This window comes from Pseudomonas sp. MF6747, from assembly GCF_963890955.1.
Classification (GTDB): domain Bacteria; phylum Pseudomonadota; class Gammaproteobacteria; order Pseudomonadales; family Pseudomonadaceae; genus Aquipseudomonas.
Genome location: NZ_CAWPSZ010000045.1, coordinates 161,890 through 183,998, shown reverse-complemented (window position 1 = coordinate 183,998; position 22,109 = coordinate 161,890). Strand labels below are relative to the sequence as shown.

17 protein-coding genes are annotated in these 22,109 nt (G+C 62.1%); 4 read left to right on the top strand and 13 right to left on the bottom strand.

The window, feature by feature from the left end:
* Window positions 1-121: 121 nt before the first annotated feature.
* The 3 genes from AACW30_RS24830 to AACW30_RS24820 form a co-directional block, all read right to left on the bottom strand.
* The gene (locus tag AACW30_RS24830; RefSeq protein ID WP_119736091.1) at window positions 122-1,243 is read right to left on the bottom strand and encodes an alkene reductase; all 1,122 of its coding nucleotides are present in this window, start codon (window positions 1,241-1,243) and stop codon (window positions 122-124) included.
* 78 nt (window positions 1,244-1,321) lie between these two features.
* A complete protein-coding gene (locus AACW30_RS24825; RefSeq protein ID WP_124417785.1) occupies window positions 1,322-1,999 on the bottom strand; it encodes a type 1 glutamine amidotransferase domain-containing protein in 678 nt (225 codons plus the stop codon).
* Window positions 2,000-2,023: 24 nt separating this feature from the next.
* Entirely contained in the window at window positions 2,024-2,638 is a 615-nt protein-coding gene (locus AACW30_RS24820) for a TetR/AcrR family transcriptional regulator (protein WP_179608531.1), read from the bottom strand.
* 174 nt (window positions 2,639-2,812) lie between these two features.
* Here AACW30_RS24820 and AACW30_RS24815 point away from each other — a divergent pair, with 174 nt between their 5' ends.
* A complete protein-coding gene (locus tag AACW30_RS24815) occupies window positions 2,813-3,754 on the top strand; it encodes a GlxA family transcriptional regulator (RefSeq protein ID WP_106579592.1) in 942 nt (313 codons plus the stop codon).
* Between the two features lie 195 nt (window positions 3,755-3,949).
* Here the strand turns inward: AACW30_RS24815 and AACW30_RS24810 are convergent, their stop codons facing one another.
* Window positions 3,950-4,456 (bottom strand): GNAT family N-acetyltransferase, encoded by a 507-nt coding sequence (locus tag AACW30_RS24810; protein WP_119736118.1) that lies wholly within the window; start codon window positions 4,454-4,456, stop codon window positions 3,950-3,952.
* A 189-nt stretch (window positions 4,457-4,645) separates the two neighbouring features.
* On the opposite strand from AACW30_RS24810, the gene AACW30_RS24805 reads away from it, so the two are divergent.
* Entirely contained in the window at window positions 4,646-5,518 is an 873-nt protein-coding gene (locus tag AACW30_RS24805) for an undecaprenyl-diphosphate phosphatase (RefSeq protein WP_106579591.1), read from the top strand.
* A gap of 11 nt (window positions 5,519-5,529) precedes the next feature.
* Here the strand turns inward: AACW30_RS24805 and AACW30_RS24800 are convergent, their stop codons facing one another.
* Genes AACW30_RS24800 through AACW30_RS24785 form a run of 4 tightly spaced genes read right to left on the bottom strand, consistent with a single transcriptional unit; the run spans window position 5,530 to window position 9,605 of the window.
* The gene (locus AACW30_RS24800) at window positions 5,530-6,492 is read right to left on the bottom strand and encodes a Dyp-type peroxidase (protein WP_106579590.1); all 963 of its coding nucleotides are present in this window, start codon (window positions 6,490-6,492) and stop codon (window positions 5,530-5,532) included.
* Between the two features lie 50 nt (window positions 6,493-6,542).
* Window positions 6,543-7,568, bottom strand: a complete 1,026-nt coding sequence (gene rtcA / locus AACW30_RS24795; protein WP_200623703.1) for an RNA 3'-terminal phosphate cyclase — start codon at window positions 7,566-7,568, stop codon at window positions 6,543-6,545.
* Between the two features lie 8 nt (window positions 7,569-7,576).
* Window positions 7,577-8,365 (bottom strand): nucleotidyltransferase domain-containing protein, encoded by a 789-nt coding sequence (locus AACW30_RS24790; protein WP_200623702.1) that lies wholly within the window; start codon window positions 8,363-8,365, stop codon window positions 7,577-7,579.
* Between the two features lie 13 nt (window positions 8,366-8,378).
* Window positions 8,379-9,605, bottom strand: a complete 1,227-nt coding sequence (locus AACW30_RS24785; RefSeq protein ID WP_200623701.1) for an RtcB family protein — start codon at window positions 9,603-9,605, stop codon at window positions 8,379-8,381.
* Window positions 9,606-9,818: 213 nt separating this feature from the next.
* Between AACW30_RS24785 and rtcR the strand changes: the two genes are divergently transcribed.
* Window positions 9,819-11,420, top strand: coding sequence for an RNA repair transcriptional activator RtcR (gene rtcR / locus AACW30_RS24780; RefSeq protein WP_200623700.1), 1,602 nt, complete (start codon window positions 9,819-9,821; stop codon window positions 11,418-11,420).
* A gap of 1,086 nt (window positions 11,421-12,506) precedes the next feature.
* Here the strand turns inward: rtcR and yghU are convergent.
* Genes yghU through AACW30_RS24760 form a run of 4 tightly spaced genes read right to left on the bottom strand, consistent with a single transcriptional unit; the run spans window position 12,507 to window position 19,134 of the window.
* Window positions 12,507-13,343, bottom strand: a complete 837-nt coding sequence (gene yghU, locus AACW30_RS24775) for a glutathione-dependent disulfide-bond oxidoreductase (RefSeq protein ID WP_200623699.1) — start codon at window positions 13,341-13,343, stop codon at window positions 12,507-12,509.
* A 2-nt stretch (window positions 13,344-13,345) separates the two neighbouring features.
* On the bottom strand, window positions 13,346-14,791 hold the full coding sequence (locus AACW30_RS24770; RefSeq protein WP_200623698.1) for an efflux transporter outer membrane subunit: 1,446 nt from the start codon (window positions 14,789-14,791) through the stop codon (window positions 13,346-13,348).
* Entirely contained in the window at window positions 14,784-15,953 is a 1,170-nt protein-coding gene (locus AACW30_RS24765; RefSeq protein WP_179608544.1) for an efflux RND transporter periplasmic adaptor subunit, read from the bottom strand. The genes AACW30_RS24770 and AACW30_RS24765 overlap by 8 nt, the downstream gene beginning before the upstream one ends.
* Window position 15,954: 1 nt before the next feature.
* Window positions 15,955-19,134 (bottom strand): efflux RND transporter permease subunit, encoded by a 3,180-nt coding sequence (locus AACW30_RS24760; protein ID WP_200623697.1) that lies wholly within the window; start codon window positions 19,132-19,134, stop codon window positions 15,955-15,957.
* A gap of 274 nt (window positions 19,135-19,408) precedes the next feature.
* On the opposite strand from AACW30_RS24760, the gene AACW30_RS24755 reads away from it, so the two are divergent.
* The gene (locus AACW30_RS24755; protein WP_234452510.1) at window positions 19,409-19,882 is read left to right on the top strand and encodes a MarR family winged helix-turn-helix transcriptional regulator; all 474 of its coding nucleotides are present in this window, start codon (window positions 19,409-19,411) and stop codon (window positions 19,880-19,882) included.
* Between the two features lie 989 nt (window positions 19,883-20,871).
* Here AACW30_RS24755 and AACW30_RS24750 read toward each other — a convergent pair.
* Window positions 20,872-22,062, bottom strand: a complete 1,191-nt coding sequence (locus AACW30_RS24750; RefSeq protein ID WP_200623696.1) for an MFS transporter — start codon at window positions 22,060-22,062, stop codon at window positions 20,872-20,874.
* Window positions 22,063-22,109: the final 47 nt, after the last annotated feature.

The window sequence follows — 22,109 nt, the reverse complement described above, 5'->3', positions numbered from 1 at the left end:
GAGCCAGCGAGGCTGCGATGGCGGCGGCAGGGTCACCCTGTTGTTGCCTGCCCCGCCGCCTTCGCCGCCGTGCTACTGCTCGACGGCCCCGACAACGCAGCTGTGCCGGGGCATCGAATGGTTACTCGGCGAACGCCGGGTAATCGGTGTAGCCCTGTTCCGAGCCGCCGTACATGCCCTGCGCCCGCAGCGGGTTCAGGGGCCAGCCGTTGAACAGTCGCTGCGGCAGGTCCGGGTTGGCAATGAACGGACGGCCGAAGGCAATCAAGTCTGCCAGCCCCGCCTCCACCAGTGCTGCCCCGCGCTCAGCGGTATAGCGACCGGCGTAGATGATGCGCCCGCTGAACGTGCTGCGCACCGCCTGACGGAAAGTTTCGGGCAGGTCGGGAGCGTTGTCCCAGTCAGCCTCGGCGATAGACACATAGGCAATGCCCGATGCCTCAAGCACCTTGATCGCTTCAATGTAGGTGTGATGCGGATCTTCCTCGACCAGGCCGATGTACACGCGGTCCTGGTCCGTGCCGCTGAACAGCGGAGAAAAACGCACACCCAGGCGTTGCGGGCCGACCACGGCGGTCACGGCTTCGACGATCTCGCGCAGAAAGCGCAGGCGGTTGTGCAGCGAACCGCCGTATTCATCGTCACGCTGGTTGGCATGGGCGGAGATGAACTGGTTGACCAGGTAACCATTCGCGGCGTGGATTTCCACCCCGTCAAAACCGGCGTCCAACGCATTACGCGCCGCCTGTGCGTAGTGCCCTACCAACTCTTCAATTTCCAGCCTGCTCAAGGCACGCGGTACGGGCGGCTGCATCAGCTCGCCGACGCCAGGCCCGGTTTCGATAAAGGCTTTCGCCTGTTCCGCCGCAATGGCCGACGGCGCGACCGGTGCGGCGCCCTCCGGTTGCAGCGCATTATGGGACACACGCCCCACATGCCACAGCTGGGCGAAGATCACGCCGCCTTCGGCATGCACGGCGTCGGTGACTTTGCGCCAGCCGTCGATTTGCGCTGGGCTGTAGATACCCGGCGTCCAGGCGTAACCCTGGCCGCGCGGTTCGATCTGCGTGCCTTCGCTGACCATGAAACCGGCCGTGGCGCGCTGGCGGTAATACTCGGCCATCAGGTCGGTGGCGATATCGCCGGGTTGCGCGCTGCGTTGACGCGTCAGAGGCGGCAAGACAACTCGGTTATTGAGCGTGTGATGACCCAGTTTTACCGGGGTATTCAAATGATGAGTCATGTGAAACTTCCAAATTCAGGGCGAGCAAAAGCATTGGCGGCTCCAAGGAGCCGCCAATCAATAACGCGTGTGATTAATTCAGGCGGTGAGTTTGAGCAGGGCCTCGGCCACGGCACTGGAACTGGCAGGATTCTGCCCGGTCACCAGCAAGCCGTCTTCGAGCACAAAAGACTGCCAGTCAGCACCCTTTTCATAGTGGCCGCCGAGCGCCTTGAAATCATCTTCAATCAGGAACGGCACCACATCGGTCAGGCCAACCGCAGCTTCTTCAGCATTGGAGAAGCCGGTAACGCGACGGCCCTTGACCAGCGGCTCGCCATTCACGGCCTTGACATGACGCAGAGCGCCCGGCGCGTGGCAGACAAAACCGATCGGCTTGCCGGCACGCTCAAAGGCCTCGATCAGTGCGATCGACGTTTGCGATTCGGCCAAGTCCCACAACGGGCCGTGGCCGCCTGGGTAGAACACGGTATCGAAGTCGTCGGCGTTGACCGTGTCCAGCTTGACGGTGTTGGCCAGGGCCTGTTGGGCTGCCGGGTCGCCAGCGAAACGACGGGTTTGCTCGGTCTGTGCATCCGGCTGATCGCTGACCGGGTCCAGCGGTGGTTGGCCGCCAGCCGGGGATGCCAGGACCAGTTCGGCACCCGCGTCTTTGAAGGTGTAATAGGGCGCCGCAAATTCTTCGAGCCAGAAGCCGGTTTTACGACCGGTATTGCCAAGCTGGTCGTGAGAGGTCAGTACCATTAATACTTTCATTTTCCAGTGCCTCGATCGATGGTTTCAGTAGGTGTATGCATCAGCAGGTTCAGGGCAACCCAATAACTGTCGGGTCAGCAGCAGCGCCTCGTCAAAAGGCGCGGATGTTCGGGTGATCTTGCTCATGACGCTGGTCCCCAACCACAGCGCATACAAGCGCCGAGCCAGGCTGTCGGGGTGTTGCCGAACCGCCAGCGAGCCGTCCTGGATGCCGTGCTGCAAGGCCTCGGCCAGCAAAGCGATGGTGCGAGTGGTGCCGCGCTGCAGGGACAAACGCATTGGCTCTGAAAGGTCTGACACCTCGGCACCGAGTTTGACGGCAAGGCATTTGCCCGCGTCGGTGCAGCCGGTCTGGTTGTCGATCCAGGTGTGCCAATAGCGCATCAACCTGGCGGCCCAGGACAGTCCGGGTTGCTGGAACAGTTGCTCCATGCCTTTGAGGTATTGGTCGAAATAGGTGTCGAGCAAGACCACGCCGAATGCGTCTTTGGAATGGAAGTAGTGATAAAACGAACCTTTGGGTACATCGGCGGCTTGAAGTATTTCGTTCAACCCCACCGCAGAAAATCCTTTGCGGCTCACAATCAATTGCGCCGTATCCAGAATGGTCTGCCTTGTACTGTTAGTCGCGTTAGTCATTATTTATCCCGTCCCGATTAGACCAGTCGTCTAGTTCGTTGAGGGGATGTTAGGCGTCGAGAAAAACTTCAACAATGTCATATCCGCAAGGATTTCGGACATGGCACAAAGTCGGTTGCCGTTTACCTGGCACCCGCCGACAATCCCCTCTCCCGCGCCCTTTGGAGAATGACGATGCACAGCGTTGCGCTGATGGTTTACCCGAATTTCCAGTCCCTGAGCCTCAGCCTGGGTTCGGTGTTCGAGTGCGCGAACCTGCTGCGCGGTGAGCCGGCTTATGAGTTTCATCTGGTCTCGGAGAGCGGCGGCGCGGTCATGACCTCCCAGGGCTTTTCGGTGAATACCAGCCCGATTCGGCCACAGGGTTATGACACGCTGATCGTCAGCGGCTACCTGGAATTTCGCCTGCCCGAGGCCAACCTGCTGGAATTGGTCAAAGCCGCCTCTGCCCAGTCGCGGCGCGTGGCCTCGCTGTGCATGGGCATTTTTGTGCTGGCCGAAGCCGGTTTGCTCGAAGGCAAGCGCACCACCACCCACTGGATCCACGCGCCGGCGTTTCGCAAGCGCTACCCGGATATTCAACTCGAAGAAGACAAGCTGTTCGTGGTTGACGGCCAGGTCTGGACCGGCGCCGGCATGAGCGCCGGAGTCGACCTGGCGTTGGCCATGGTGGAAGCCGATCTGGGCAGCGACCTCGCCCGGCGTATCGCCCGCAAGCTGGTGATTGCCCAGCGCCGCGGCAGTGAGCAATCGCAATTGTCGGCGTTGCTGGAACTGGACCCCAAATCCGACCGCGTGCAACTGGCCCTGGCCTACGCGCGCGAAAACCTGACCCACGACCTGTCGGTGGAAGCCTTGGCCGAGGTGGCCCGGCTGAGCCCACGTCAATTCAGCCGAGTATTCCGCGAAGAAACCGGGCAAACGCCGGCCAAGGCCATCGAGTCGCTGCGGGTGGAAGCTGCCCGGGCGATGATGGAAACCAGCCGTCACCCGGTCGAAGTGGTGGCCCGCGAAACCGGCTTCGGTGACCGCGAGCGCATGCGCCAGGCGTTTCTGCGCGCGTTCGGTCAGCCGCCGCAAGCGATGCAGCAAGTGTTGTTCAACGCGGGTGCCTAGCGGCAGTGATCAGGGCTTTGGCTTTTACGTTGTTTACCCGTATCCCGGTCAGGGCTGGTCACCGTGCCCTTCGGATATTCAGGCAAAACGCACTGCGAATAGAGCAGATGCGACGCCCTTGGGCGTGTGCCATTCAGGGCGAAACCGGCCGACGAGTTCAAGTGCGGCCGTGCCCGGCCAAGTTCAACATCGTGTTTAATGCAGCGCGGCCCGCGTAATCAAGTAACTGACCAACTGCGGATCGTCATCCAGCTCAAGCATCTGCACCGGGCGCGGCAGGTCATCGAGCACCGCGCGCCAGAACGCCTGCGACACTTCATCCTGATCGTAGAACCGCACCAGCCAATTGGCCTCGCCACTGCGCAGCACTTGGGTGGCGATAGCGCGGCCAATGCCCTTGCGGCGGTAGCGCTTGAGAATGAACAGGTCGGCCAGTTCCAGCGCGTCGATGCCCGGCAGTTCGCTGCCTTCGATCAGCAGGAAACCGGCGATGTAGCCATCCACCAGCAGCAGGTTGGCGCTCCATTGCGGGTCGTGCCAGTAGCGGGTCAGGTGCTCGTCATGGATGTAGAAACGGCCATCCGACTCCACATCTTCCTGCTCCCAGTCTGACGACTCATAGGCATAGTACTGGTAAAGATTACGGATCAGCTCAGACGCATCGGGGCCGGTCTGGATCAATTCGACGGTGGTTTCAGGCATTGGGCTCTCGGTGAAAATACGCAAGGCCCCATTGTTCACAAAAGTGATACACACGCCAATACATTGCATAACCTTTCTGTTTGCTGAACCGATTGCGAATTTGCTTTTCCGCGTCCAATATCCTGAAACATTTAGAATAAACTTCGCCCACTGATTCTTCAAAAGCCCCTTTTTTCAAGGACACGTATTTTGACAAACGTCTGTTCCGCCGGCCTGGATGTGGGCTTTGCCTCCCTGGACTACCTGCAGATCTTCATCCTGGGCGTAATCCAGGGCATTACCGAGCTGTTGCCGGTGTCGTCCACGGCCCACATGCGAGTGGTGCCCGCCCTGCTCGGCTGGCAAGACCCGGGCTCGGCGTTTTCCGCGGCCATGCAGTTGGCGGCGCTGGCGGCGGTGGTCAGTTATTTCTGGCGTGACGTGCGCCAGGTGACCACCGGCAGCATCAGTGCGGTGCGCCGCGGCGACTACAACGACCGGTGGTTCAAACTGGCCGTGGCGATTGTGTTGGCCACTATCCCGATTGGGATTGCCGGCCTGGCGCTGTCTTCGACCTTGAATACCTGCAACTCGCCGCTACGCGGCCTGATGGTGATCGGGATTGCCTGTGTGGTGATGGCGGTATTGCTGGCAGTGGCCGAAGTGCGCGCGCGCCACACCCGTGAGATGAGCGAAATGCGTCTGCGCGATGCGCTGATTGTCGGTATCGCGCAGATTGGCGCGCTGATTCCTGGGGTGTCGCGCTCCGGTTCGACACTCACCGCCGCGCTGTTCCTGAACTTCAAGCGTGAAGAAGCTGCGCGCTTTTCCTTCCTGCTGGGCCTGCCGGCCATCGCCCTCGCCGGTTTGAAAGAACTGTGGGTGCTGCTGCACGCCGACATGCCCGCCCACGCCTGGTCACACTTGATCTTTGGGCTTGTGGTCGCCAGCGTCTCGGCATTCTTTGCCATCTGGGGCCTGATGAAGTTCCTGGAGCGGTTCTCCACCTGGCCGTTCGTGATCTACCGCGCGCTGCTGGGGATTTTCCTGATCGTGGCGGTCAGCACCGGCTTCTTGAGTTAAACCGTGCCGAGCTAAGCCCCAGGCTGGCGGTCGGCCAACGCTTCGAGCAGGTCGGCCGAGGGCACGAAAAACAGGCCGCCGGTGACCGCCGTGCTGAAGTCCAGCAAGCGGTCGTAATTACCCACGGGGCGGCCGACAAACATGTTTTCCAGCATCTGCTCCAGCGGCTTCGGCGAGCGCGCGTAGCCGATAAAGTAGGTGCCGAACTCACCGGCGCCCGGGCGGCCAAAGGGCATATTGTCGCGCAGGATCTTCACCTCTTCACCGTGCTCGTCGGTGATAACGGTCAACGCGCTGTGTGAGTTGCTCGGTTTGGTCTCTTCATCCAGTTCGATGTCTGCCAGCTTGGTGCGCCCGATCACCTTCTCCTGCGCTTCCACGGTCAGGTCGTTCCAGGCCGCCATGTTGTGCAGGTATTTCTGAACCAGCACGTAGCTGCCACCTTCGAATTCGCGGTCTTCGTCGCCGACGATAGTGAAACCCACCGCCTTGCGCCCCACCGGGTTCTCGGTGCCATCGACAAAGCCGATGATGCTGCGCATATCGAAGTAGCGAAAACCCTGGACCTCATCCACGACCTGGACGCTGTCGCCCAGGGCCGCCATCAGTTGGGTGGCCAACTCGAAGCACAGGTCCATCTGCTCGGCACGGATGTGCAGCAGGATGTCGCCAGGGGTCGAGACGGCCTTGCGCCCTTGCACACCAAACTCGCGAAATGGATGCAACGCCGCCGGGCGTGGGGCGCCGAACAGCCGGTCCCAGGCATCCGAGCCAAACCCGCAGACGCAGGTCAGGTTGCCTGCCGGTACGCGCTTGCCGACCGAACGCACCAGCCCGGCTATGTCACCGCACCAGGCCCGCACAGTGTCGAGATTGCCGGGCGTCAGGGTGGCGACCATGAAAATCGCGCTGCTGGTGATGGGGTGGCAGACGGACTGCGGTTCAAGGGGTGGCTGAACGGGGCACGTATTCATGATGAAGATCCACAGGCTAAGGGCGGTTTTGACCCGCGCAGGTTAGCAGATCAGACCCTGCGACACTCGACCAGCAACCCGCCCTCCTCGCGCACACGGCTTTCGATCACCACCGGCAGGAAGCGTTGAATTACCGTCATATTGCTGTGCAAGTGCTCGCTCATGTGTGGCGTGGTAAAACGCCCGCCGCCGGCCAACGCCATCGGCAACAGCAGTTGATCCGCCAGGTGCTCACCCACCGCGGTGTCGGTGCCCTGCCACTCCATCGCCTGGTTGATGGCCTCATCGGCCACGGCCTCGGCCCGCACGGTGGTCATGCCGAACGCACTGAATACTTCGGTGACCTGCGCGTGGACGTATTCCAGCATCAGCACATTGCCCGGTCCTTGCTGCGGGTCAATGTCTATCGGGAACAGCTGCGCCTCGGTGAACCCCAGGCGCTGGCGGACGCGCTTGAATTCACGCTCACTCACCTGATCCGCCAGGCCGGCGTTCAGGACGATGGCGCGTTTTTCCAGCAGCTTGCCGCGCTGCATCAGCTGCAACGCCTGCAGGTCCGATGGCTGGATAAACGCCTCCACTTCGCCGCCGCCCGCCGGGACGAAACCATGGCGTGTGAGGTTCAACTCGACGCGCGCGCCCATGCGCCGCAACAGCGGTAGCCAGGCCCGCTGCAAAAAGTCCACCGGCGGCGCCAGCGGGTTATGGGTGCCGCCGCTGATCGTCACGCGGCTGGCGGTTGGCGCGCGCAACAGCGCCGGTAGCAACGTCTGCAGCACCAGGGTGCAGCTGCCGGCCGTGCCGATCGCAAAGCGGTACTCGCCGCCTTGTATCGGCCCGGGCTCGAACAGCAGGCTCTGCGAGCCCAGCTCAGCCCCTTGCACCGTGGCGCCACACACGTGGGCGGCGGCCAGCACGGCGGTCAGGTGTTGGCGCATCAAGCCTGGCCGACTGCGCCTGGCGCGGATGTTTTTGATGCGCAACGTCAGCCCGGTCACCATTGCCAGGCTCAAGCCACTGCGCAACACCTGGCCACCGCCAATGGCGCCGTCGAGTTCAATCACGTCCTGTTTCATGTTCGTCCTTATGCGTAGCGGTTAACCGTGTGTCGAAGGTAATGATCCAGGCGCTTTGCGTCTGCTTGCGTGCGTGGCAAAACCGGCACTTCGCGTTCCAGCTCGCGCTGGATAAATGCGTGCAGCGCCGGGCGCCGTGGTCCATAAGCGGCCTCGCCGGCATTGCGCTTGAGGGCCAGCAGCATTGCCACTTCGTCGAGCAGTTGCGGGTCATCCACCGTGCCAAGCAAGTCGGCGAACGTCATCGGCGGGCGTCCCAGGCCCAGGTCGATCCAACGCACTGCCAGCAACGGCCTCAGCACGTAGAAGTACTTCTTGAACCGCACCTCCTCGCCTTGCAGGTAACCACGAAAATTTTTCCTGGCCATCGACAAGTAGTGATTACGCGCCGCCGGCGGGCTGTAGAACGTTTCGGCCAAGGCCCGCAATTGCGCCGTCGCCTCAGTTTCCTGGCGATACACCAGGGGCGAATCCAGCCACTCCAGCAACGTAGGGTTGGACTTGCGCAACAGCCCCAAGGTCTTGCGCAGCTCCCATCCGCTGACATCCAGCTCGTCGTCCAGCGGGCGCTCGATCACATCCCGCGGCGCATCCACCTGCATAAACCAATCAGGCTTTTCCACGTAGACAAAGCGCACGTCGTAGTCGCTGTCGGTAGACGCAAACCCCCAGGCGCGACTGCCCGACTCACAGGCATACAGCACGCTCACGTTGCGCTCGCGCTCTATGCGTTCCAACTCATCCAGCACCCGCGCGCGCATGGCGTCGCTGAGTGGGTGACGTTCTTCCCTTTCCATCGTTGTGCTCCTCTTAACCTTTTACGCACACCACCTGACGCAGGGTGTGCAGCACTTCAACCAGCTCGCGCTGGGCATGCATGACGGCGTCGATGTCCTTGTAGGCCATCGGAATTTCATCGATCACATCGGCGTCCTTGCGGCACTCCACGTGGGCCGTGGCGCGGATCTGGTCGGCCACCGTGAAGGTGTTTTTCGCTTTGGTGCGGCTCATGGTGCGGCCGGCGCCGTGGCTGCACGAGCAGAACGACTCTTCGTTGCCCAGGCCGCGCACGATGAAACTTTTTGCGCCCATGGAACCCGGAATAATCCCCAGCTCGCCCTTCTTCGCCGACACCGCGCCTTTGCGCGTCACCAGGATCTCTTCACCAAAGTGCCGCTCTTTTTGCACGTAGTTGTGATGGCAGTTCACCCCTTCCAGCACCACCTCAAACGGCTTGCTGATCACCTGGCGCGTGGCCTGAACCACCGCGCGCATCATCAATTCGCGGTTCTGCCGGGCAAAATCCTGCGCCCAGCCCACGGCTTGCACGTAGTCATCGAAGTGCTGGCTGCCCTCTTCGAAATAGGCCAGGTCGCGGTCCGGCAAATTGGCCAGGTGCTGGCGCATGTCCGCCTGCGCCAACTGGATAAACAGGTTGCCGATGGCGTTGCCCACGCCGCGCGAACCGCTGTGCAACATGAACCAGACACGGTTGGCTTCATCCAGGCACACCTCGACAAAGTGGTTACCCGTGCCGAGCGTGCCCAAATGCTGGCGGTTGTTGCTGTGCTCAAGCTGCGGGTACTTATCGGTAATTGCCTTGAACCTGGGGTGCAGCGTCGCCCATACCTGATCGGCCTGGGCCGGCACGTCCTCCCAGGCGCCTTTGTCACGTCCTTTACGGCTGCGGGTACGACCATGGGGCACGGCGGCCTCGATGGCACAACGCAGCCCGTGGAGGTTGTCGGGCAAATCGCTGGCGGTCAGCGTGGTGCGCGCGGCAATCATCCCGCAGCCGATGTCCACGCCCACCGCCGCCGGGATTATCGCGCCCACCGTGGGGATTACGCTGCCGATGGTCGAACCCTTGCCCAGGTGCACATCCGGCATCACCGCGAGGTGCTTGAAGATAAACGGCATCTTGGCGGTGTTCATCAATTGCTGGCGGGCTTCAGGCTCAACCGGCACGCCCTGGGTCCAGAGTTTGATCGGCTTGCCGTTGGCCACTTCCAGCAGTTGGTAGGTTTTCTCTTGCATGATCTCGATTCTTTTTTTGGAAAGCCGTCATCGCGGCGTTGAACAGGCTATAGCAGCGGGCGTGCCAGCTTTTTACGAAACCCAGATAAAATCTTTATCTCATTGTTTTGTATAGATATTCATCCGGTATGGAATTTAAACGCTGAAAATCGATGGCAAGCATCTTCGCCAATTCATATCCTTGCTTATCGTCACTTATATTTTGGTCTAGCCATGAAGCACAAGCGCACCGTCGCCATCGGGTTTATCGGGTCAAAGCTGGACCGCGTCGGCAAAGGCGCCAACCGCTGGAACCACTGGCGCCCCAGCGTCGGTCTGTGCCAGCAGGCCGATGTGCTGATTGATCGCCTGGAGCTGATCCACGACGTCGATGCCCGCGACGTCAGCCTCGCCGAACGGGTGCGCGCCGACATCCTGCAGATCTCCCCGCACACCGAGGTGCGCCTGCACGCGATGCCGCTGCAAAACCCGTGGGATTTCGAAGAGGTCTATGCCGCGCTGCACGATTTCACCACCGACTATGCCTTTAACACCGAGCACGAGGACTACCTGGTCCACATCACCACCGGCACGCATGTGGCGCAGATTTGCTGGTTCCTGTTGACCGAGGCGCGCAACCTGCCGGCGCGCTTGATCCAGACCGCACCGGCCCGCCGCCGTGACGACACCGCGCCCGCCACCGGCACGCACACGCTGATCGACCTCGACCTGTCGCGCTACGACCGCATCGCGTCGCGCTTTGCCCACAAGCGCCTGGAGGGCTTGGCGTTTCTCAAGTCAGGCATCGCCACGCGCAATAGCGCTTTCAATGCCTCCATCGAGCAGATCGAACGCGTGGCCGTGCGCTCCAAGGCGCCGATGCTGCTGATCGGCCCCACCGGCGCCGGCAAGTCATTCCTCGCCCGGCGCATCTACGCACTCAAGCGCAGCCGCCACCAAATCCAGGGGCGCTTTGTTGAAGTGAACTGCGCAACATTGCGCGGCGATGGCGCGATGTCGGCGTTGTTCGGTCACATCAAGGGCGCTTTCACCGGCGCCCAAAATGCCCGCGACGGCCTGCTGCGCGCGGCGGATGGCGGCATGCTGTTTCTCGATGAAATCGGCGAACTGGGTCTGGATGAGCAGGCGATGCTGCTCAAGGCCATCGAAGAAAAACGCTTCTACCCATTGGGTGCCGACCAAGAGGTGGGCAGCGACTTCCTGATCATCGCCGGCACCCACCGCGACCTGCGCGAGCGGGTGGCGCAAGGGTTGTTTCGTGAAGACCTTTACGCGCGGATCAACCTGTGGACCTTTGACCTGCCGGGCCTTGCGGGCCGGCGTGAGGATATCGAACCCAATATCGATTTCGAACTGGAGCGCCATGCCCGCGAGCAGGGCCGGCGCGTGCGTTTCAACCTGGAGGCGCGGCGGCGTTACCTGGCGTTTGCCTGCTCCAGCGAAGCCGCCTGGCTGGGTAACTTTCGTGAGTTGTCGGCCTCGATCACGCGCATGGCCACGCTGGCGGACAGTGGGCGTATTGATGAGGCGCAGGCTGAAGAGGAAATTCAGCGTTTGCGTTATGCCTGGGGGTTGTCTGCGCCGCAGGCTGATTGGCAAGCCTTGCTGCCGGCGGAGCTGGATCTGTTTGATCAGGTGCAACTGAAGGCGGTGATTGAGGTGTGTCGGCAGTCCGACAGCCTCTCCGATGCGGGGCGCCGGTTGTTCGGCGTGTCGCGTCAGGCCAAGGCGCAACCGAATGACGCGGACCGTTTGCGTAAGTACCTGGCGCGGTTTGCGCTGGATTGGAAGCAGGTAGCGTCTGTGCAGGCCTGAGGTTGGCCGCTTGATTTGCTGGGGATTTTTTCGCGGTGTTAGTGGGGGTTGAGGTGGGTTTTATCGGGTTCTTGGGTCTGGGTAGTTGGCGCTCTGGGGGAATTGAGTTGGCGGCTCTTTGGGGGGTGGGGGGCATATCCGTTGGCTGGGTGATGGCGGATATCGGTTCCGCTCTTACAGCGGGTCACTTTGGAAAGCCCCAAAGTAACCAAAGGGCTCTTGCCCCACCACTCGGCACCTCGCTTGGGCTCGGTGTGCCATCACTCCGGCTTGAATCCGTGGGCCGCCGTGACGGGCCATCCATGGCCCAACACGGCTAACCCGGCGTCCTGCCGGGTTACCCACGGATTCAAGCCTGCGTTCGGCCAGCGTGGTTTAACGGGGCGCCTAAGATCAAGATCAAGATCTACAGCACGGCGGCCTGACAGCCGACCTGATCTTGAAGGCTGAACTCAATCAAAGGTGGGAGCTGGCTTGCCTGCGATGGCATCGGCTGGGTTTGCCTGATGTACCGAGGTGCCTGCATCGCAGGCAAGCCAGCTCCCACAGAAAAGCAAAAGCAGTGCGGTGGTGGAGGCTGAATTCGGTCAACTTGTGGGAGCGGGCTTGCTCGCGAAGGCGGTGGGTCAGCTACACATGAGCTAACTGACACACCGCCTTCGCGAGCAAGCCCGCTCCCACATTTAGAACTCTGTGCATCAGATAGAAGTGTGTTGCTGTGCTGTTGCCCTGCTTTTGCTTCAACCACTCAGGTCGGCTACTAGGCCGCCGTGCTCTGCTCTTGATCTGCTTTTGATCTTGATCTGACAGGCCCCGTCAACCACGCTGGCCGAACGCAGGCTTGAATCCGTGGGTAACCCGGCAGGACGCCGGGTTAGCCGTGTTGGGCCATGGATGGCCCGTCGCGGCGGCCCACGGATTCAAGCCGGAGTGAGGGCACACCGAGCCTAAGCGAGGGGCCGAGTGGTGGGGCAAAGACCTTTTGGTTACTTTTGGGGCGTTTGCCAAAAGTGACCCGCTGTAAGAGCGGAACCGCCAGCCGCCGTTACCGCAGCAACGGATATGTACTCCCCCCCCCAAAAAAAGTCAGTCCAAATCACTCGCATCATGCCGCTCACGCAGCTGCTCCGAAACCTCCCCGGAAACCCGATTCACCCGCCGCCCCCGCTGCACCGCCGGCCGCGCCTCAATGGCGTCCGCCCAACGCAGCACATGCTTGTACTCATGCACCGACAAAAACTGCGCCGAATCCCCATACAACCGGCCTTTGACCAACCCGCCATACCAAGGCCAGATCGCAATATCAGCAATGGTGTACTCATCCCCGGCAATGTACTCACTCACCGCCAACCGCTGATCCAGCACATCCAGCTGGCGCTTGGTCTCCATAGCGAACCGATTGATCGGGTACTCCATCTTGCTCGGCGCATACGCATAAAAGTGCCCAAACCCGCCGCCCAGGTACGGCGCACTGCCCATCTGCCAGAACAACCACGACAAACACTCCGCACGCGCCGCCGGCTCATTGGGGAAGAACGCCCCAAACTTCTGCGCCAGGTACTGCAAAATCGCCCCCGATTCGAACACCCGAATCGGCGTATCCCCACTGCGATCCAGCAACGCCGGGATCTTCGAATTCGGGTTCACCGCCACAAACCCGCTGCCAAACTGATCACCGTCACCGATCTTGATCAGCCAGGCGTCGTATTCTGCGCCGGTATGCCCCAAGGCCAACAGCTCTTCCAGCAGGATCGTGACCTTCTGGCCATTGGGCGTGGCCAACGAATACAGCTGCAACGGGTGCTTGCCAACCGGCAGTTCCTGCTCGTGGGTCGCACCGGCGATAGGCCGGTTGATACTGGCAAAGGTGCCGCCGCTTTCAGTGTCCCAGGTCCAGACTTTCGGGGGTACGTACTCGGTCATGCTCACTTCTCCTTGGTTTCATTAGGGGTCGACGCAGCCAATTGAGCCACGTTCCATCCGCCGCCCAGCGCCTTGATCAGGCCCACATTGGCGCTCAACTGCTGGGTTTGCAATTGCAACACGCTGCGCTTGGCTTCCAGCGCCGCCACTTGCGCGGTCACCACATCCAGATACGCCACGGCGCCCTGGCGATAACGCGAGGTGGACAGGTCTTCGGCGTATTGCGCCGCCGCCGCCGCATCGCGCTGATCATCCAGCGCAGCGCCCAGTCCGGCGATTTGCGACAGGTTGTCCTCCACCTGCTCGAACGCGCCCAACACCACGCCCCGGTATTTGGCCGCTGCTTCATCGGTGGCGGCCTTGGCGATGTCCACCTGGGCCTGCCGCGCGCCGCCATCAAACAGGGTTCCTACCAGCGACGGGCCGATGGCCCAGAACAGGTTGGGCGCGCTGAGCAAGCGGGCAAACTCGTCACTCTGATAACCGCCTTGGTCGCTCAGCGTGATCTGCGGGAACCACGCCGCCTTGGCGACGCCAATCCGCGCATTGGCCGCAGCGATGCGACGCTCGGCCGCCGCAATATCCGGCCGGCGCTGCAACAGGCTGGAAGGCACGCCGGTCGGCACGTTCGGCAAGGCAATCGGCGCCACGTTCACGGCGACGCTATAAGTGGAAGCCGACTCACCGAGCATCGCCGCTATCGAATGCTCCAGCAGCGCCCGCTGCACCTGGCTCTGGTTCAACTGCGACTTGACCGTCGACAACTGCGTACGCGCCCGCGCCACATCCAGGCCGGAGACGATACCGCCGCCATGCAAACCTTCGGTCAGGCCAAGGGCCTTGGCGTAAGCGTCGCGCGTCTGCTCCAGCAACTGGTTCTGCCAGTCGATGCCGCGCAGGCGGATGTAGCTGTCGGCCAATTGCGCCTGCAGGCTCAGGCGTACCGACGCCAGGTCTGCCCTGGCCGCATCCGAATCGCTGGTGCCGGCTGCCACGGTGTCGCGCACCCGGCCCCACAGGTCGACTTCATAGTCGACTTCCAGGCCCAGGGTCGCGGAGTTGTAGACATCCGGTGAAGTGGCCGAGCGCAGCGGTTTGGTGTCTGACTGGCGAATGCGCTGGCCGTTGCCAATGGCCGAGATCTTCGGGAACAGCCCCGAACGGTCCTGGGCCAGGAACCCTTGAGACTGCTGGTAATGCGCGAGCGCGGCGCTCAGGTCGGCGTTGTTTTTCAGCAACTGCTGCTGCATCGCATCCAGTTGCGGGTCGTTGTATACGCGCCACCAGCCATCCCGGTTGGCCTGATCGTTCGGCGTGCCGACCGTCCACGGGCCTTGGGTGTGAAACTGCGCGGCCATCGGTGTTTGCGGCACGGTCAGCGGTGGCGCCAACGAGCAGGCGCCCAAACTCAACGTGGCGATCAGGCCCAGCACATTGCGCTTAGCCATGGGGTTTGACCTCAGTGGCGGCGACAGCCAGTTGCACCGAATCATCATCAGCCAGGCCATCGGGCGGCGTGTCGATCACGCGGTCGGCGGCTTGCAGGCCACTGGCAATTTCAACGCTGTCACCGAAATCGCGGGCGATGCTGACGGTCTTGAAGTGCACATGGTTGTTGGCGTCCAGGGTCGCGACGCGCATGCCCTTGTCATCGAACACCAAGGCGCTGGACGGCACGCGGATGACGTCGGCCTGCACCGGCAGGTCAAACTGCACGCTGGTGTAGCCGCCGGGCAGCAAGCGGCCACCGGGGTTGTCCACCAGCAATTGCACGAGCGTGCTGCCAGAGGCGGCGTTGACCGCGTCGGCGGTGGCAATCACTTTGCCGGTAAAGGTTTCGCCGCGGTACTCCGGCACGCTGAGGCGCGCGGTGGTGCCTTCGCGAATCTGTGGCGAGAAGGTTTGCGGCACCTGCACATACACGCGCAGGCGGCTGACGTCGGCCACCGCAAACAGCTCTTTGCCGGCGGTGCCGCCGGCGCTGATCAACGCGCCTACGTCAGTGCTGCGCGCGGTGACCACACCGGCAAACGGCGCGACCAGATGCTGGAAGCCCTTGGTTGCGACCAACTGGTCGACATTGGCCTTGGCCGCCGCCACTTTGGCTTGCTTGGCGGTCAGATCACCGGTGCGTTCATCCACGTCCTGGCGCGACACCGAGTCGTTCGCCAGCATGGCCTGCCAGCGTTTGGCGGTGGTGTCGGCGAGGTGTTCATCGGCTTGGGCCGAGGCCAACGTGGCACGGGCCTGCAGCAGTTGCTGGTCGAGTTCCGGGGTGTCGATTTCCGCCAACACTTGTCCGGCTTTGACGCGGGTGCCGATGTCGACATTCCAGGATTTCAGGTAGCCGTTGACCCGCGCAAAGATCGACGCGCGTGAATACGCCTCCATCCGCCCCGGCAAGTTGAGCACCGGGCCCTGGGCTTGCACCACCGGTTTGATCAGGTTGACGCTGGGCAGCGCCTGGGCGTCGGTCCAGGTCTTGAGGTCGCGCGATTCACTGGCGCGCACGCCGATGCCGACACCGACGATGACAACCACCACGGCCGCGCCCCCGATCAGCCACAACAGGCCACGGGAAGACTTGGATTTAGAAACGGAAACGGACATGTCAAACCCCTTGGGTAACGGTGGTCGCACGCGTGGCGTGCTGGCGACGCCCGTGGACAAGACTGAAAATCAACGGAACCAGAATCAACGTGGCAATGGTGGCAAAGGCCAGGCCGCCGATCACCGCACGGCCAAGTGGCGCGTTCTGCTCGCCGCCCTCGCCCAGGCCCAAGGCCATGGGCGCCATGCCGATGATCATCGAAATGGCCGTCATCAACACCGGCCGCAGCCGGGTGAAGCCGGCTTCGAGCGCGGCCTGCACCGCATCGCCGTGCACCGCCAGGCGTTCGCGACAGAAGCTCACCACCAGAATGGCGTTGGCAGTGGCCACACCCATGCACATGATCGCCCCGGTCAGCGCCGGCACCGACAGCGGCGTGTGGGTGACAAACAGCATCCACACAATGCCTGCAAGTGCCGCCGGCAATGCGGTGATGATCACAAACGGGTCGGCCCAGGATTGGAAGTTGACCACGATCAGCAAGTAGATCAGCACCACTGCGCCGAGCAGGCCAAACAGCAAGCCACTGAACGCCGCGTTCATGGTCTGCACCTGCCCTTGCAGGATGACCTTGGAGCCGGTCGGCACTTCACCGGCGTGGGCGGCGATGATCTTCTGGATATCGGCGGCAACGCCACCGAGGTCGCGGTCTTGGATCGCCGTCAGCACTTCGACCACCGGCTGGATATCCGATTGGGTGAACACCGAATTACTGTGGCTGCGCTGGATATTCGCCAGGCCGCCCAATGTCTGGTCGGTGGCCGCCCCGCTGCTGCCACTCAACGGCAGGTTGTGCAGCGCCGCCAGGCTTTCAAGGCTGTACTGCGGGGTTTGCATGACGATCGGGTAAGAGATCCCGTTGGCCGGGTTCAACCAAAAGGTCGGCGCCACCTGGCTGGAACCGGCGAGGTTGACCACCAGGCTGTTGGTCACGTCACGCTCGGTAAGGCCGACCAATTGCGCACGGGTGCGGTCCACGTCGATATTGAACGTCGGCAGTTGCCGCGACTGCTGGATACGCGCATCGACCACGCCCGGCACGCGGCGAATATCGCGCAGCAACGCGCTGGCGTAAGTGAAGTTGCCCGCCAGGTTATTGCCGGTGATTTGCAGGTCAATCGGCGCCGACGAGCCGAAGTTGAGAATCTGCCCGACGATGTCCGATGCCGGGAACGAGAACACCGCACTGGGGAACTCGCGTGGCAGGGTTTCACGCAATATGCGCATGTATTCCGCCGTCGGGCGGTGGCCTTCATTGAGGCTGATCTGAATGTCGCTGTCTTGGGAACCCACGGTGCCGGTGTTGTTGTACACCACGTTGATACCGCTGATAGACAGGCCGATGTTGTCGACCAACGCCTTGAGCTCATTGGCCGGGACTTTGCGCCGGATCGCGTTTTCGATGTCGGCGATCAAATGCGCGTTGCTTTCCACCCGCGTGCCCACCGGGGCACGCACGTGCAGCAGGATCAGCCCGGAATCGACCTCGGGGAAGAAGTTGCGCCCCAGGAACGGCACCAGCGCAAACGACACCGCAACAAACGCCAGCAGGCCGATCACCACTGTGCGGCGATGGTGCAAGGCACTGTCCAACACGCTGTGGTAGCGCTCGCGAAACCCTTCAAAACGCCGTTCGAAACCGCGCTGGAAATTCACCAGCGGGTTGCGCGATGGCGCGTGCCCGTCCTCACCGTGCCCATGCGGTTTGAGCAGGTAGTTAGCGAGGGTCGGCACCAGCGTACGCGACAGGATGAACGAGGCGATCATGGCGAAAATCACCGCTTCGGCCATCGGTACGAACAGAAAGCGCGCCACGCCGTCGAGGAAGAACATCGGCACAAACACGATGCAGATACACAGCAGCGAAACGAACGCCGGCGTGACGATTTGCGCCGCGCCGTCGAGGATGGCGGTCTCCACCGGCTTGCCCTGCTCCAGGTGCCAGTTGATGTTCTCGATGGTCACCGTGGCGTCGTCCACCAGGATGCCGACTGCCAGCGCCAGGCCGCCGAGGGTCATGATATTAAGGGTTTCGCCGAGGGCCGAAAGCGTGGCAATCGACGCCAGGATCGCCAACGGAATCGACGTGGCGATGATCACCGTCGAACGCCAGCTGCCAAGGAACAGCAGGATCATCAGGCTGGTCAGCGCCGCCGCGATCAAACCTTCACGGGCCACGCCGCTGATCGCCGAGCGCACGAACAGTGACTGGTCGCCAATCAGGTCGATGTTCAGGTTAGGCGGCAAGGCGGCCTTGTTGTCTGCGAGCTTTTCCTTGATCCCGGCGATCACGCCCAAGGTCGAGGCCGAGCCGGTCTTGAGCACCGGCAGCAGCACCGAGCGGTTGCCGTTCACGTGCACGATGTTGGTTTGCGGCGGGTTGCCGTCGCGCACGGTGGCCACATCGCGGATCAACACGGTGGTGCCGTCGGCGGTTTTGATCGGCAGGTTTTCCAGGTCATGGAAATCCGACGGTGCGTTGTTCAGTTGCAGGTTGAATTCGTAGCTGCCGATCTTCTGCGTGCCCACCGGCGTGATCAGGTTCTGCGTGGCCAGCGCGGTGGCGACGTCTTGCGCCGACAGACCGCGCGCCTGCATGCGCGCCGAATCAAGGTCGATCTGCACCTGGCGGCTCTTGCCGCCAAAGGGGTATGGCAGCGCCGCACCGGGCACGGTGGTGAGCATCAGGCGCACCTGGTTAAGGCCAATATCGCCCAGGCGCTGCTCGCTCAAACCGGGGCCCGACAGGGCCAGTTGCACGATGGGCACGGTCGAGGCGCTGTAATTGAGCACCAGCGGCGGCACGGTGCTGGGCGGCAATTGCCGCAGGATCGCCTGGGACACCGAAGTGACCTGAGCGTTGGCCGTGCTGATGTTGACGCCGGGCTGGAAGAAGATCTTCACGATCCCGTAGCCATTCATCGACTGCGCCTCGATATGGCGAATGTCGTTGACCGTGGTGGTCAGCACGCGCTCGAACGGCGAGGTGATGCGCCCCGCCATCTGGTCGGGCGGCAGGCCGGTGTACTGCCAGATCACCGCGATGACGGGGATACGGATTTCGGGAAAGATGTCGGTCGGCGTGCGCCAGGCCGCCAATGGGCCGATGATCAGGATGAAAATAGCCAATACCAGAAAGGTATAGGGGCGCCGCAACGCGATGCGCACGAGGCTCAGCATAGGAGGTGATCCAGACAGGGGTTGGATGATCAAGCAGGCAGAGCCGTGCCGTTTTCCCGCCTCGCCCCATGCGTTTCCTGGGGAGTTTGTAACGACATCCGGGTCACAAAGAGGCATATGCCACGATATCTAATTTAGTGGCGTACGCAACTAATTTGTTTCAAGCTGTCTCAGTCTTCATCTGCGAGCTATCTTCGGTCTGAAAGGCCTTGTCCTGACAGGTCGCGCAGGCATAATCACCCGCGTCGTGTTTTGTATCAGAGAGTATCTGCCCTTGAAATCTGCCCCGCCTTGCTCCGATAGCCCCAGCGCCTGCGTGAACGGTGCCGTGCGCCGCACGTCCCGTCGCCTGGGTCAGATCTATGACGAGGCGTATGCGCCCTGCGGGTTGAAAGCTACCCAATTTGCGGTGCTCAACCGTATTGCCAAGGCGGGTACGCCGAAGATGGGCGAGCTGGCCCAAGCCTTGGTGATGGACCTTTCCGCCCTCGGCCATACGCTTAAGCCGCTGGTACGCGATGGGTTGGTGGAACTGCAGGTGGACGAATTCGACCGCCGCACGCGCCGTGTGCTGCTGACCGAACAGGGCAAGCGCACACATGCGGCGGCCAAGCGTATTTCGAACAAAATGGCGGAGCGTTTTGATCAGGCGTTCGGCCGGGAAGCGGCGGCGCAGTTGCGCCAGACATTGGACTTTATTGCCTCCGATGACTTTGCCAAGACGTTGCTGGCCAACTTGGAAGACTGAACGCGGGGCTTTTGAGTACATATCCGTTGTTTGGGTGATGGCGGGTATGGGTTCCGCCCTTACGGCGGGTCACTTTGGAAAAGCCCCAAAGTAACCAAAGGGCTCTTGCCCCACCACTCGGCACCTCGCTTAGGCTCGGTGTGCCCGAACGAAGGTAGTACGCAGCGGGCCGCCGCGACGGGGCGTCCCCGCCCCGTCGCGGCTAAACCGGCGTCCTGCCGGTTTACCCGCTCCGTACTACCTGCGTTCGGCCAGCGTGGTTTGACGGGGCGCCTAAGATCAAGATCAAGATCTACAGCACGGCGGCCTAGTAGCCGACCTGAGTGGTTAGATCAAAAGCAAGAGCGAGGCGGCCTGACAGCCGACCTGATCTTGGAAACTGAACTCGGTTAACTGTGGGAGGGAGCTTGCTCCCGATGGCTGGGTGTCATTCAGCTAATTTGTAACTGACCCACCGCATTCGCGAGCAAGCCCGCTCCCACATTTGGAGCTCAGTACATCAGGTAGATGTGTGTGTACTCGGTCAATGTGGGAGCTGGCTTGCCTGCGATGGCATCCACTGGGTTTGCCTGATGTACCGAGGTGCCTGCATCGCAGGCAAGCCAGCTCCCACAGAAAAGCAGCTCTGCTTTTGCCCTGCTTTTGCTTCAACCACTCAGGTCGGCTACTAGGCCGCCGTGCTGTAGATCTTGATCTTGATTTTGATCTTAGGCGCCCCGTTAAACCACGCTGGCCGAACGCAGGCTTTGGAGCGGGGGTAAACCGGCAGGACGCCGGTTTAGCCGTGTTGGGCCATGGATGGCCCATCGCGGCGGCCCCCGCTCCAAAGCCTGCGTGAGGGCACACCGAAGCGTGAGCGAGGTGCCGAGTGGTGGGGCAAGAGCCCTTTTGGTTACTTTTGGGGCTCTTTTCCAAAAGTGACCCGCTGTAAGAGCGGAACCGATATTCGCCTTCTCGCAAATAATGGATATGTACTAAAACCTACTCGCCTAGCCCCCAGGCACCCGCACCCGCCACGCAATCAACAAAGCTGCCAGCAGCATCAAAACCCCAGCCGCAACAAACACGCCACCAATCCCACTCAGACTAAACATCGCGCCGCCCCCCGCAGCCCCCGCTGCAATGGCCGACTGCACCGACGCAACCACCATGCCTCCGGCGCTTTCCGCCTGGTCCGGCACAGCACGCGCCACCCAGTTCGACCACGCCACCGGCACGCCGCCAAACGCCATCCCCCATAACGCCAGCAGCATCGCTTGCCCCGGCAGCGAAGCCGTCAGCAGCACCAACGCGAGCGCCGCAACGCCCACCAACACCGGCATCAGCACCAACGTACCGCGCGGGTTGCGCACCAGCATCCACCCGGCCAGCAGCGTGCCGACGAAATTGGCCGCGCCAAACCCCAGCAGCATCAACGCCAGCCCCTGAGCGCCAACCCCTGTGGTGCTTTCCAGAAACGGCCGGATATAAGTGAACAGCGCGAAATGCCCGGTGTGCACCAGCACGCAGCCGAACATGCCCATGGCAATGCCTGGGCGCAACAGCACCTCCAGCACGGTGCGCAGGCGCGCGGTGTCGGTCGGCGCCAGGCGCGGCAACGTGAACAGTTGAAACACCAGCGTCACCACCCCCACCGCAGCCGCCGCGACAAACGCACTGCGCCAGCCATACACACCGCCAAGGTAGCTGCCCAACGGCACGGCGACGACGGTACCCACCGCAATCCCGCTGAAAATAATCGACAACGCCCGTGGCAGCAGCGCAGGCGGCACCAGGCGCATCGCCACGGCTGCCGCCATGCTCCAGAAACCACCAAGGGCGATGCCCAACAGGATGCGCATCAACAGCAATACGGCCAGGCTGGACGAAAGCGCCACCAGCAGGTTCGACGCAATCATCAGAGTGGAAAAGCCCAGCAACACCAGGCGCCGGTCGAGGCCACGGGTCAAGCCCGGTACCAGCAAGCCGGCGAACAACGCCACCACCGCCGTCACCGTGACCGCCTGGCCGGCCAATGCCTCCGAGACCCCAAGGTCCAAGGCCATCGGCGTCAACAGGCTGGCCGGCAAGTATTCCGCCGTCAGCAGGCCGAACACCCCCATTGCCAGGGAGAACACCGCCATCCAGGCCGGGGTGGTCGGCTGCGCCCTGGTGCCGACATGGGCTGCATAATCATTCATCACAAAACATCCTCAGGAAATGAGCGAGGTCGCCAGTCTAGGTTCGC